At 56.3% G+C, this 12,370-nt stretch carries 9 protein-coding genes; 6 read left to right on the top strand and 3 right to left on the bottom strand.

Translation table 11 applies throughout. The annotated features are described in order from the left end of the window. Nucleotides 1-79: 79 nt before the first annotated feature. A complete protein-coding gene (locus tag ABMA60_RS15655; protein ID WP_392804926.1) occupies nucleotides 80-919 on the bottom strand; it encodes a class III extradiol dioxygenase family protein in 840 nt (279 codons plus the stop codon). Continuing rightward, nucleotides 912-1,283, bottom strand: coding sequence for a protocatechuate 4,5-dioxygenase subunit alpha (locus ABMA60_RS15650; RefSeq protein WP_392804923.1), 372 nt, complete (start codon nucleotides 1,281-1,283; stop codon nucleotides 912-914). The genes ABMA60_RS15655 and ABMA60_RS15650 overlap by 8 nt, the downstream gene beginning before the upstream one ends. A 246-nt stretch (nucleotides 1,284-1,529) precedes the next feature. On the opposite strand from ABMA60_RS15650, the gene ABMA60_RS15645 reads away from it, so the two are divergent. Genes ABMA60_RS15645 through ABMA60_RS15635 form a run of 3 tightly spaced genes read left to right on the top strand, consistent with a single transcriptional unit; the run spans nucleotide 1,530 to nucleotide 8,318 of the window. Continuing rightward, nucleotides 1,530-5,237: a response regulator gene (locus ABMA60_RS15645; protein WP_392804921.1), complete on the top strand. Its 3,708-nt coding sequence runs from the start codon at nucleotides 1,530-1,532 to the stop codon at nucleotides 5,235-5,237. Next, nucleotides 5,230-6,144: a GGDEF domain-containing protein gene (locus ABMA60_RS15640; protein WP_392804918.1), complete on the top strand. Its 915-nt coding sequence runs from the start codon at nucleotides 5,230-5,232 to the stop codon at nucleotides 6,142-6,144. The genes ABMA60_RS15645 and ABMA60_RS15640 overlap by 8 nt, the downstream gene beginning before the upstream one ends. Continuing rightward, nucleotides 6,141-8,318, top strand: coding sequence for an EAL domain-containing protein (locus tag ABMA60_RS15635; RefSeq protein ID WP_392804915.1), 2,178 nt, complete (start codon nucleotides 6,141-6,143; stop codon nucleotides 8,316-8,318). Before ABMA60_RS15640 ends, ABMA60_RS15635 begins: the two co-directional genes overlap by 4 nt. Here the strand turns inward: ABMA60_RS15635 and ABMA60_RS15630 are convergent, their stop codons facing one another. Then, nucleotides 8,319-9,206: a LysR substrate-binding domain-containing protein gene (locus ABMA60_RS15630; RefSeq protein ID WP_392804913.1), complete on the bottom strand. Its 888-nt coding sequence runs from the start codon at nucleotides 9,204-9,206 to the stop codon at nucleotides 8,319-8,321. It lies immediately after the preceding gene. 150 nt (nucleotides 9,207-9,356) lie between these two features. On the opposite strand from ABMA60_RS15630, the gene ABMA60_RS15625 reads away from it, so the two are divergent. From ABMA60_RS15625 to ABMA60_RS15615, 3 genes are all read left to right on the top strand, one after another. Continuing rightward, nucleotides 9,357-10,157: a citryl-CoA lyase gene (locus ABMA60_RS15625; RefSeq protein WP_392804911.1), complete on the top strand. Its 801-nt coding sequence runs from the start codon at nucleotides 9,357-9,359 to the stop codon at nucleotides 10,155-10,157. Between the two features lie 18 nt (nucleotides 10,158-10,175). Further along, on the top strand, nucleotides 10,176-11,315 hold the full coding sequence (locus ABMA60_RS15620) for a CaiB/BaiF CoA transferase family protein (RefSeq protein WP_392804908.1): 1,140 nt from the start codon (nucleotides 10,176-10,178) through the stop codon (nucleotides 11,313-11,315). A gap of 81 nt (nucleotides 11,316-11,396) precedes the next feature. Then, nucleotides 11,397-12,335 carry a dioxygenase gene (locus tag ABMA60_RS15615; protein WP_392804905.1) on the top strand — a complete coding sequence of 313 codons (939 nt, stop codon included), beginning with the start codon at nucleotides 11,397-11,399 and terminating at the stop codon, nucleotides 12,333-12,335. The last annotated feature ends 35 nt before the right edge of the window (nucleotides 12,336-12,370 follow it).

The raw sequence follows: 12,370 nt of genomic DNA, 5'->3' as shown, positions 1-12,370 counted from the left end.
CCACCCGCCGGTGTGTTTTACCTCTTTTAACCCGGCGGATTTCAGCGCAGTAACCCCGCTCCGGCGGGGTTTTTTTCGTTCAGTCGTTCTGAATCAACATCACCCCGGCGCCGGTATTGGAAATCGGCGCGTGGTAAGAACGATGCAGTTCGGTCAGCTTGCCGGTAAGTGCACCGCGCATGGCCAGCCACATCGCCAGTTCCACACCTTGGGAGCCGGCAATTTTTACCAGATCGCCATTGGAATAGCGCGTCAGTGCCTGTGGGTTTGGCACCAGCTGATCCATGCAGTAATGATCAAAGTCGTGGTTAATGTAGCCGGCCCGTTCGCCATCGAGCTGGTGCGACAGCCCGCCGGTTCCCAACATCACCACCTTTTTATTGCCCGACCAGGATTCCACCGCCCGGCCAATCGCCTGTCCCAAGGCAAAGCTGCGTGACGGTTTGGGCATGGGGTGACGTTCGCAGTTGATGGCCACCGGTATCACCTGCAAATGCTGATAATCCCGATCCGGGTACATCAAGGTCAGCGGTACCGTTAAACCGTGGTCGACGCGCATTTCCTGACACACGGTCGGATCGAAATCTTCTTCCACCAGGCTGTTGACGATGTGCCACGACAAGTCAGTTTCACCGGTAATCGGCGGAATCGGTTTGATGCCCCAGCCTTCGTCGGCGTTGAAATATTGGGCCGCCGTGCCGATAGCAAAGGTCGGTTTGCGGTCGAGGAAAAACTCCAGGCCGTGATCGTTGTAGAACACAATGGCAATGTCCGGTTGCTGCTCGTACAACCACTGCCGCACCGGCGGGTAGGCGGCGAAGAAATCTTTCCAATACGGCTCGTTTTGCAGGCCCTGATCCATGGCCACGCCAATGGCGGGAATATGGCTGGTGCTGATACCGCCGATGATCTTACTCATAGTCGTACTCTCCAAAGCGGCGGTTACCACCATCGACCAGCATGGCCTTGAATTCATCGGTACTCATGCCGGTCTGCAAACCACCGACATCCTGCACGCCCAAACCCAGTACGCCGGCGAATTTGGCCAGGTAATAAATCGAGCCACCCAATTGCTGCAGCTTGAGCACATCGCGGCTTAACAAGGCCGCCTTTTGCTCGGCATCCAGACCAAAGCGATCGCAGTAGCCACTTTCATCGGCCAGAAAGGCTTCGCGGCCGGCCGCTTCGTTAAAGGAGTAACACAGCTTGTTCAAGGCATAACCCTGAGTGGCCATGGGACCGTCAAATATCTGGGTACCTGGCGGGGAATGAGGAATGGTCATGCTATAGCTCCGTCATTGTTGTTCAGGCCACAGACTAGAGCAGCCACCGAGGCTAAAACTGACCTGGATCAGTTCAGGCGGGTCTACATTGGGAACAGGCCGTTCGGTAACCGGGACGATGATCCTGGCGCTGCCTTTTGACGTAAAAAAAATACCAATCGGTCAATGTTTGACTAGGCTGAAACAGACCCCGGGAAAGGGGTATGGCGGTTTGCGCGCCGATAATAATGATGGAGGTTGTGGTTAATGAACAAACCGATTCAGCCAGCAATCGATCGAGATTCAAAACGGCTGATGTTGTTGGTACTTCTGCCCGTCACCCTGCTGTTTATCATCCTCGGTTACGTGCTTCAGCAGCAGCGACAAGCGCAGCAACTGGAAGACTTTGATCAAGATCAGATACGGGCGCTGGCTGAAGCTCAGGCCTTACTGAAAACCGCCCTGAATCAATCTATTCAGCATTTAACCGGCACCGTCGCCAACCCCTTCGTGCTGCAAGCCATGTCCAGCGGCAACCCAACTGAGCGCAGCCGCGCCCTGGCGGCCAGTCTGAGCGGCGTGGCCTTGCGCAATCGCGACTATATGCAACTGCGCTGGATATTACCCAGTGGCCAGGAAGCGCTGCGCATCGATGTCGATCACGAAAACGGTGGCATTTATAACCGTCCACAAGAGGAATTACAGAACAAAGCCAACCGCCCCTATCACGGCATAATTATGCAGCTGCAAGCGTTAGAAGTGGGCATCACCGACGCCGACCTGAACGTCGAAGATGGCCGGATTGAAGTGCCGCTGAACCCCACCATTCGCTATGGTCTGCGTCTGCCACAAGTCAACGATGTCGACCTGGGCTACCTGATTTTCAACCTCGATCTGGATCAACTTCTCGACACCATCCGCCGGCTGCAAGGCGATACCCGCCTGTTCCTCGCCGATGCCAGCGGCCAATGGATACTGCACGATCAAAGCGAATGGGCCTGGGGTTTACTGCTTGGCAACGATACCCAGATCAGCCAGACCAACCCTGAACTCTGGGCCGCGCTGAACAACAATACCCTCAGTAACAATGTCCTAAACACCACCAGTGGTCGCTGGCGTTGGACCAAAATTCGCGTCGGACAAGGTAACGAGTCTGTCGCAGTCAGCCCCGACATCTGGATGTTGGCCAACATTCCACGTGCCACCCTGGCCAATGCAACCAGCGGCAATATTCGTCAGTCGTTGTTGCTCTATGCCACCTTGCTGGTCGCCTTATTGATCTTCAGCGCCGTGCTCTACAGCACACAAAAACGTGCCACCTTATTGCGCCGGGAAAACCAGGGCATCGCCCAGGAACTCAACTCCAGCCTGACCTTTCAGCAGACCCTGAACAATGTCTTGCCGGCCTTGGTGGTGTACTGGAATCGTGAAGAGAAATGCGAGTACGTCAACGAAACCTCTGAGCGCTGGTTTAACACGCCCGCTTCCGAACTGATCGGAAAAACCTTCAGCGAAGTCATGCTTAATGAGGACCACCAGCTCTATCATTCCTTACTGATGCGCGCTCTGGCCGGTGAAAAAGTCACCTTTGAACGCAGTGTTATCAACAACAACATCACGCAACATCTGCACACCACCTATGTCCCACACCAGCAGCCCGATCCGCTGGCGCCGAACCAAACACTGATCAGCGGCGTAATCTCCATCAGCACCGATCTGACCGAGATTATCCAGGCGCGCAAAGACGTGGAAGTACTGAACCAGGCGTTGGCTGAACGCACCCGCCAGGCAGAAACCACCGCTGCAGCCAAGAGTCATTTCCTGGCCAATATGAGCCATGAAATCCGCACCCCGATGAACGCCATCATTGGCCTGCTGGACATCATTCGCGAAACCGAGCTGAACGCTCAGCAACATGACTACATCGATAACGCCCGGGCCTCCGCCAAATCCTTATTGCATGTATTGAACGACATCCTCGATCTGTCAAAACTCGAAGCTGGCAAACTCTCCATCAACCTGGAATCTTTCGATGTCGAGCGGCTGTTCAACAACACCGTCAAGTTGTTCGATTCGGCCTTCTATAAAAAACAGGTCGAGCTGTTGGTCTGGGTCGATCCACGCATTCCGCGTCGACTCAAAGGCGACCCGCACCGGCTCAATCAGGTTTTGAACAATCTGGTGGGCAACGCGCTGAAATTCACTCGCCAGGGCGAAGTGGTGCTGTCGGTTACCCTGGCCAGCAAAAATGAAATGAGTGCGCATCTGATCTATTCCGTTAAAGACACCGGCATCGGTATTGCTGCGGAAAAACAGCAAAGTATTTTTGACTATTTCAATCAGGCCGATAACGACACCACCCGCGAATTCGGCGGCTCCGGTTTGGGTCTGAGTATCTGCCGCACGCTGGTGCAACTGATGGACGGCAGCATCGGCGTCAGCAGTACCGAAAACAACGGCAGTGAATTCTATTTCGAACTGGACCATGAAATTGTCGAAGAAAACATCGCCAAACCACCCCGGCTGAAACGAATTCTGATCGTCGACAGCAGCAGTGCAGCGCGGAACATGACCAAAGCCTATCTCGACAGCTGGTCAATCACGACCGATACCGCCGGCTCGCTCGAAGCCGGCCTGGCAGCCATCAACAACCCCGACATCCAATACGACGCCATCCTGCTGGACTGGCAATTGAACGACGACTCGGGCCTCGATCTGATCAACGCCGTGCGCAGCAACGACCAGCCACTCCCCTTGACCGTGCTGATGACCAATAAAGACCCCTACGATCTGCTCAATGAGATCAAGGCACGCGACATCAGCGATGTACCGCTGTTGAAAAAACCCTTCACCTCATCGGCGCTCTATGACGTTCTGGCACGACTGGACAACGACAACAATAACGCTGAGAGCAACAACAGCGACAACGAACAGAAGCGGATGCAGGAGCAGGCCAGACAACTGGTCAGCAAGCGCATTTTAATGGTCGAAGACAACGCCCTGAATCAGGAAATAGCGCGCACCCTGCTGGCCAATCTGGGCATACCACTGGAAGTCTGCGACAGCGGCGAAGCGGCTTTGGAACGGGTGCGGGAAAATGACTACGACGCCATCCTGATGGACCTGCACATGCCGACCATGGATGGCTTTGAAACCACGCGCCGCATCCGCGAACTGCTCGGACCGAGCTTGCCAATCATCGCGCTCAGCGCGGCGGTCATGGAAGACGACATCGCTCAGGCCAAAGGCGCTGGCATGGACGATCACGTCGCCAAACCCATTGATCTGGCGCAGCTGGTCAACACCCTCTATCGCTGGCTGCCGGTGCCGATGGACACCGCAACTGCCAATCATCATTCAACCAATAGCCACAGCGAAACCAGCGCCGACGTGCCGCTGGATTCCTTATTTACGCAAATGGGTGAAAGCACTGCCGAAGTGATGCGCCGTTTTCAGAATCAGGAAGCCACCGTTCGACATTTATTGGTCGGCTTTGCGCGCAATTATCACGACTTCAGCGAGCAACTCGAACAGGCGGTTCAGGCCGATGATGCTGCCACCTTGAAGCGTCTGCTGCATACCTTAAAAGGCACCGCCGGCAGCCTGGGACTGAGCCGACTCAGCGACGCTGCCCAGGCTCTGGAGCAAGACCTGAAAACCCAATGGCCCGTACCACTGGAGAGCATTCAGCAACCGCTGAATCAGGTGTTAACGGCGTTGCAGACCTTAACGCTCAACGACCTGCCGCAGGCCGCCATCAAACCTGAAGACAAACCCGCCTTGCTCAACGAAGTGGATGCCATCCTGTCGCGCTCGCGGGTAATACCGACGGAGTTGATCATGCAACTGCGCAGCCTTGCTGCTAACGACAAGCTGGCCGATCACTATCAGCAGCTGCTCGAACAGATCGACCGCTTTGATTACGCCAATGCCCGAACCACCCTGAGCGACATCAAGGACCGGAACGATGTTTAACCACCCAAGCCCGGATACCCGTATCCTGATCATAGAAGATGATCCGCTGATCATTCATACCATCCTGCCCACACTTAAAGAGTGCGGTGAGACCCTGATTGCCACCAGTGGTGAACAGGCACTGCAGCTGGCGCACGAGCAACCCAACCTGATTCTGCTTGATCTGAATCTGCCCGATATGCACGGCATGGAACTGATCCGTCTGTTGCGACATCAATTGCACGCCAGCGATATCCCGCTGGTGGTATTAACCGCAACCCGGGATGCCGATACCGAAGTGCGCTGCCTGCACGCCGGCGCCAGCGATTTTTTACGCAAACCGATTTCATTGCCAGTACTGGAAGCACGATTGAAAGTGCATCTGGAACTGCAGCAGAAAACCCAACTGCTGATCAACCTGGCCAGCCTTGATCCGCTGACCGGGCTAGCCAACCGACGCACCTTCGATTCGGTTTACGAACGCTATTGGTCATTGCACTACCGCCAGAGGGCACCGCTGTCTTTGCTGTACAGCGACCTGGACCATTTCAAGGTCATTAACGACCAGTACGGCCATGAGGGCGGCGACCACTGTCTGATCGAAATGTCGCGGGTGTTAACCACCGCCGCCAAGCGACCATCCGATTTGGTGTGTCGTTACGGTGGCGAGGAATTTGTCGTCTTGTTACCCAACACGCCACAGGATTCAGCCTTAGAACTGGCGCGCAAAGCGCAATCCCTGCTGCGGCAAAAACCGATCCGTTTTAATGACCACGACATCAACCTGACTGCCAGTTGGGGCTTGGCCACCACCGTGCCAGAAGAGTCGCAAATCAGCCACGACTTGATTCAACGTGCTGACCAAATGTTGTACCAGGCCAAGGCCACCGGCAGAGATAAAGTCGTCAGCCAAGGAGACGCCTCATGACCGATATCAGCGCCAGTTTGCAACCGCTTATTTTATTAGTGGATGACGAACCCGATAACCTCAAGGTACTGGCCGATACGCTGAAATTTGATTATCGCGTCGCCGTGGTCACCAGTGCTGACCAGGCGCTGCGTTATCTGGAAAATGAAGCGCGGCCGAACCTGATTTTGCTCGATATCGTTATGCCCGGCATGGACGGTTACGCCCTCTGTCAGGTGCTGAAAAACAGCGTCGACTGGCGTGATATTCCGGTGATTTTTATCACCGCCAAAACCGATGCCGCCTCCGAAGAAGCCGGCTTCCAACTCGGCGCCATCGATTACATTCACAAGCCCTTCAATCGCTCCATCGTGCTGTCGCGTATCCGTTCTCATCTGTCGGTACACGGCATGATGGGCCGCTTAATGGAGCGTGCTTCGCAACTGGAAGAGCGCATTGGCAACGTCGCGCTCGGCCACAGCAATCTGGTCCCCGATCCCGACGCTCATGTCGCCGATCTGTTGCTGCAATCGGTGTTCACCCAGGCCATGGAAGCGGTGGTCATTACCGACTCACTCGGTACCGTCGAAGCCATCAACCCGGCCTACACGCGCATCACCGGTCTGAAAGAGGATGAAGTGCTGCGCAAAGGACCGGAATATCTGCGTCAGCATTTCAAGCGCATGGAATTCGATCACCACATCTGGACATCGTTAAAGCAGGAAGGTCATTGGCGCGGCGAGCTGATGAACCGGCGCAAAGACGGTTCCAGTTATCCGGAGCTGCGCACCATCAGCAGCATTCGCGGTCCAGGTAACAAGGTGAAATATTACGTCTCGGTATTCAGCGACATCACCTCAGTGAAGGAAACCGAATTCACCATCGATTTTCTGACCTGGTACGACCCCCTGACCAAGCTGCCCAACCGGGCCTTTTTCCTCGATCGTCTGGACGCCACCTTGAAGTCGTGCCGACGCAACGATCGCATGTCCGCCATCCTGTTTCTCGACATCAATCAGTTCAAACAAATCAACGATTCACTGGGCATACCGGTGGGTGATGAAGTACTGGTGCAGTTCGCCAATAAACTGCAGGACCTGGCATCGCATTTTGATTTTCTGGCGCGGATGGACAGCGATGAATTCGCCTTTTTGCTGCCTGCCACGCGCCTGGATGACGACCCAGAACGCCTGACTCAGGCGGTGTCGCAACTGGTGGAAAACATTCTCTGGCATACCGGCGAGCCGCTGCGGATCCATGATGAACACAGCATCGATATCAGCACCACCATCGGCGTAACGCTGTTGCCACACAGCGATAAAGAGTCGGCCTTCGATGCCTTGCGCAACGCCAAAACCGCACACCATCGCGCCAAGGATGTGGAGCACGCTCAGGTGGTGTTTTTTGAAACGCCGATGGGCGATGCGGTGATGGAAAACTTCAAGCTCGGCCAGGCACTGAAAACCGCGGTCGACAACAACGAGCTGCGCATCTATCTGCAAACCCAGCACGATCATCAAGGCCAGATTGTCGGTGCCGAAGCGCTGGTGCGTTGGCAACATCCGCAGCGCGGCCTGGTACCACCGGATCAGTTTTTGCCACTGGCCGCACAGCTGGGGCTGATGCCCGACATCGACCGTTGGATGATCCAACAGGCACTGGCCGTTCTAAAAGCACTGCCGTTGTTACCGGACGATCCGTTCCGTCTGGCGGTCAATGTAACCTCCGATCATTTTGCCCGTGAGGATTTTGTTAAGTTCATTGCCAGCGCCATCGATGCAGCCGGTGTTCCGGGCCAGCATCTGGTTATCGAGATGACCGAAAGCGTGATGATTCAGGATAAAGACGAAGTCATTAATAAAATATTGCGGCTCAACGGCCTGGGCGTGGAAGTGTCCATCGACGACTTCGGCACCGGCTATTCCAGTCTGAGTTATCTGCAAACCCTGCCGATTTCAGAACTGAAAATCGACCGCTCTTTCAGTGCCGACATCACGCCCGGTTCAGCCGGCGCCGTCATCGTCGATCTGATTTATATGCTGGCCAAAAAACTGGGGTTGCGCACTGTCATCGAAGGCGTTGAAAACGAAGATCAGTTGGACCTGCTGGCGCATTATCCGGAAGCCAATCTGCAGGGTTATTATTTCGGTCGGCCGATGCCCGCCGATGAGTGGCTGGCCCATTATAAACACTGATTAACTGGCATCGCTCTCTGCCTGCTGACGGATGATTGCCGCCATCTGGCGCGTCGCCGGCCGGTTCATCGTCGTCTTGTTCCACAGCAAGCCCGGCGTGCGCACCGGCGTCGGATTCTCCAGCGCCACCGCCACCAGGCCGGGCTCTCCCGCCAGGGCGTTGGCTGAGACGATGCTCGCCAGACCGGTACGGCGCACCAGTTCCACCATCGGCGAAATAGCGTTCATTTCCGCCACCACCTGTGGCTTGGCACCGGCGGCCATAAAGCACTCATCGAGCAACTGACGGGTGGAAAAATTCGGCGTCAGCAACGCCAGCGGCAGACCATTGAGTTCCACCATCCTCAGTCTTTTGCGTTTGGCCAGCGCATGATCGGGCGCAACGATTAAGCGCAATTCTTCATTGAATAAAGGCTCAAACCAAAGCCCACGCGGCACCGCCGGCCGGTACGATACCCCTAAATCCAGACTGCCATTTTCCAGCCCCACGGCGATCGACTCGCCCGACAGTTCCTCCACCACCACCTTGACCCGCGGAAAGCGCTGCATAAAGGCCGCCAGACATTGCGGAATCAGCTGCACATTAAAGCTGTGGGTTGCCGCGATGCGCAGCTCACCGGTCAGTTCGTCGGGCACATTTTTCAGCGCTGCGACGATGCCATCGACCTGGCCGACGATGGGCTGAATCTGATCGACAAAGGCGCGGCCGGATTCAGTGATGGTGACGCGCTTGCCATGGCGGTGAAACAGCTGCACGCCCAGTTCTTCCTCCAGCTGCCGAATCTGATGCGACAGCGTCGACTGAGTGACGTGCACCCGTTGCGCCGCCCGGGTGAAGTTCTGTACCTCGGCCAACGCCAGGCAGTAACGCAGATGTCGCAATTCCATAGTGATGCCAACCCCAGCAACCATTGATGAGTAACTATCGATGACCAACTATCGATGTCATCGATCATTTTTAGCGATATTTATCATTTTTATAAATCAAAAAGCGCGCTTAGGGTAGGTTGAAAATAAAAACAACTCAGGAATCGGACCATGAAAATCGGACGCGAAACCGTTCCGCGCAGCGCCATCTGTATCTCCAACGCCGAGCAAATTGTCGTACGCGGCAAAGACCTCTGTGACGACCTCATCGGCCACACCAGTTTCTCCGACTACTTCCACCTGCTGCTGACCGGCCAACAACCGACCAGCGCCGCCCGTGCTGTACTCGATGCCACCCTGGTCGCCATTGCCGAACATGGTTTTGTACCCTCGGTACAGGCCAGCCGCATGACCTATGCCGCCGCGCCAGACGCGCTGCAAGGCGCTGTTGCCGCCGGCATTCTCGGTTGCGGCCCAGTCATTCTGGGAGCGTCAGAAAACGCCGGCCGACTGTTTAAAGACATCGAACAACGCCAGCAAGACGGTGCCGACCTGGCCCAGGCCGCCCTCGAAGCGGTGCAGGCTTTGCGCGCCGAGCGACAACCGATCCCTGGCTACGGCCACCCGCAGCATAAAGCTCGCGATCCGCGCGTTGATGCCCTGTTTCGGGTGGCACGCGAGGCCGGCGCCGATACCCGCTTTATCGACGTCGCCGAGGCGGTCGAAGCCGCCATTCCCGAGGTCATCGGTAAAGACCTCAAACTGAACGTCTCGGCCGCCATACCCGCGGTGCTGTTGGGCGTCGACTTCCCGGTTCGGGCGCTGCGTGGCGTACCCATTCTGGCACGCACCGCCAGCCTGATTGCGCATCTCAATGAAGAAGCCGACCAGCCAGCCGGTTTCGCGCTGTCTTACCAGGCGACCGAACACTACGAATACACCGGCACTGTGCCGGCCGATTTCCAGCGCTGAACCGAGGGCATAGCCGCCATGAGCAAGGTACTGGACGGTATTACCGTCATCGAGCAAGGCACTTTTATCACCGGACCGGCCGCCAGCATGTTGCTGGCCGATCTGGGCGCCAACGTTATTAAGGTGGAAAGACCCGGCAGCGGCGATCCGTTTCGGGCCTTTAAAGGCGGTCTCTACAGTCCGCATTACCAGACCTACAACCGCAACAAACGCTCCATCGCGCTGGACACCAAAGACGACGGCGATCGCGCCATCTTTGACGACCTGATCCGCAGCGCCGATGTCTATATCCAGAATTTCCGCCCCGGCGCAGCCGACCGGCTCGGTGCCGGCGAAGCGCGCTTGCGCGAGCTGAACCCCAAGCTGATTTATTGCGCCATCAGCGGCTTTGGTCAGGATGGTCCGGCGGCACAACGACCCAGCTACGACACCGTGGCCCAGGCCGCCAGCGGTTTCTTAAAACTGTTGATCAACCCGGAAAACCCGCGTGTGGTGGGTCCGGCCATGGCCGATTCTTTGTCCGGCTTTTATGCCGCCTATGGCATTCTTGGAGCGCTGTTCGAACGCAGCCGCACAGGAGTGGGTCGTCGGGTCGAAGTATCCATGCTCGAAGCCATGTGCCATTTCAATCTGGACGCCTTCACGCATTATTTCTCCGAAGGCGAAATCATGGGGCCTTACAGCCGGCCACAGGTGTCTCAATCCTATGTGATGGAATGCAGCGACGGACGCTGGGTGGCTTTGCATATGTCGTCGCCGGAAAAATTCTGGCAGGGCCTGGCGCGGGCCATCGGTTTCCCCGAACTGCTCGACGACGAACGCTTCAGCAGTCGCGAAGGCCGCATCGCCAACCAGGAAGCGATGATCGAAGTGTTGCAGGGTATTTTCCGGCAACAACCGCGCGATGAATGGTGCGCGCGCCTGCTCGCCGAAGACGTGCCGCACGCGCCCATGTACTCAGCCGATGAAGCGCTCAACGACCCTCAGGCCAAACACCTGCAACTGGAGATTCAGACGGAGCATCCCGCCGGTGGAACCTTCCGCTCGGTACGCTCACCGATCAGCTACGACGGCGAGCGCCCCTTGCAGATGAGTGCACCACCTTTGCTCGATCAACACCGTCAGGAAATTCTGGCAGAGCTGAATAAGAAAAACTGAATTTAAAAACTGAACTCAAAAAAATAAGCATCAACCGCTGCGCAACGGCATCCAGAACACAACAAAAAACGGAGCCCTATTATGTTCGACTTACCCGCTAAAGAAGACATCTTCTGTCATGGTATTCCTTCCACGCCGGACGATATTACCGACATCGTGTTGCGCGCCATGGGCCGCACCGAAAACCCGCGCCTGCGTGAAATTTTGGAAGCCCTGGTGCGTCATCTGCACGCCTTCGGTCGCGAAGTAAAACTCTCCGACGAAGAATTTATGATGGCGATCAACGCCGTTACCCGTTTAGGTCATTTAACCAAGGATCGCCACAACGAAACCATGGTGATGTCCGACGCACTCGGTTTTTCCACCCTGGTGATGATCCTCAACCAGAACCGCCAGCCGGAACAAATGTCGCCAGCCTTGCTCGGCCCGTTTTACAGCCGCAAGGATCCGGAGTATCCACTGGGTACCAACATCAATCGCGCCGAACCCAAGCCGAGCGACATTCCGCTGTTCGTCTCCGGCCAGGTGCAAAGCGTCAACGGCAAGCCGCTGGCTAATGCGCTGGTGGAAGTCTGGCACGCCTCACCGGAAGGTCTGTACGAAAACCAGGATCCGGATCAGCCTTATCTGAATCTGCGCGGTAAATTCCGCACCGATGCCGAAGGCCGTTTCCATTTCCGCACCATCCGCCCGGCCAGTTATCCGATTCCTACCCACGGCATCGTCGGTGAAATGCTTGCCGCCCAGAACCGTCATCCGTTCCGCGCGGCGCATCTGCACTTCACCGTTTCCGCGCCGGATCACAGCACCTTGGTGACGCAGATTTTCCCGGCTGATGACCGCTTTATCGAATCCGACTGTGTGTTCGGTGTTACCTGCGCCGACCTCGCCGTGCCCTTCCCGATTCATAACGACGGCAAGGCTCCAGCCGACGACGTCAGCGGTGAATACAGCACCCTGGAATTGATTTTCGACTTGTCGGAAGGCGAATCGCGTTTGCCGCAATCGCCCATCGACTGAGGATCGGACGCCTCAAATCACTCTGTACAACAACA

This window comes from Saccharospirillum sp. HFRX-2, from assembly GCF_043196805.1.
Classification (GTDB): domain Bacteria; phylum Pseudomonadota; class Gammaproteobacteria; order Pseudomonadales; family Natronospirillaceae; genus Saccharospirillum.
This window is presented reverse-complemented; position numbering and strand designations above follow the sequence as displayed.

Bases quoted from the DNA above. Each gene is read 5' to 3' on its own strand.
- ABMA60_RS15655 (WP_392804926.1), bottom strand. From the start codon at position 919: ATGAGTAAGATCATCGGCGGTATCAGCACCAGCCATATTCCCGCCATT.
- ABMA60_RS15650 (WP_392804923.1), bottom strand. From the start codon at position 1,283: ATGACCATTCCTCATTCCCCGCCAGGTACCCAGATATTTGACGGTCCC.
- ABMA60_RS15645 (WP_392804921.1), top strand. From the start codon at position 1,530: ATGAACAAACCGATTCAGCCAGCAATCGATCGAGATTCAAAACGGCTG.
- ABMA60_RS15640 (WP_392804918.1), top strand. From the start codon at position 5,230: ATGTTTAACCACCCAAGCCCGGATACCCGTATCCTGATCATAGAAGAT.
- ABMA60_RS15635 (WP_392804915.1), top strand. From the start codon at position 6,141: ATGACCGATATCAGCGCCAGTTTGCAACCGCTTATTTTATTAGTGGAT.
- ABMA60_RS15630 (WP_392804913.1), bottom strand. From the start codon at position 9,206: ATGGAATTGCGACATCTGCGTTACTGCCTGGCGTTGGCCGAGGTACAG.
- ABMA60_RS15625 (WP_392804911.1), top strand. From the start codon at position 9,357: ATGAAAATCGGACGCGAAACCGTTCCGCGCAGCGCCATCTGTATCTCC.
- ABMA60_RS15620 (WP_392804908.1), top strand. From the start codon at position 10,176: ATGAGCAAGGTACTGGACGGTATTACCGTCATCGAGCAAGGCACTTTT.
- ABMA60_RS15615 (WP_392804905.1), top strand. From the start codon at position 11,397: ATGTTCGACTTACCCGCTAAAGAAGACATCTTCTGTCATGGTATTCCT.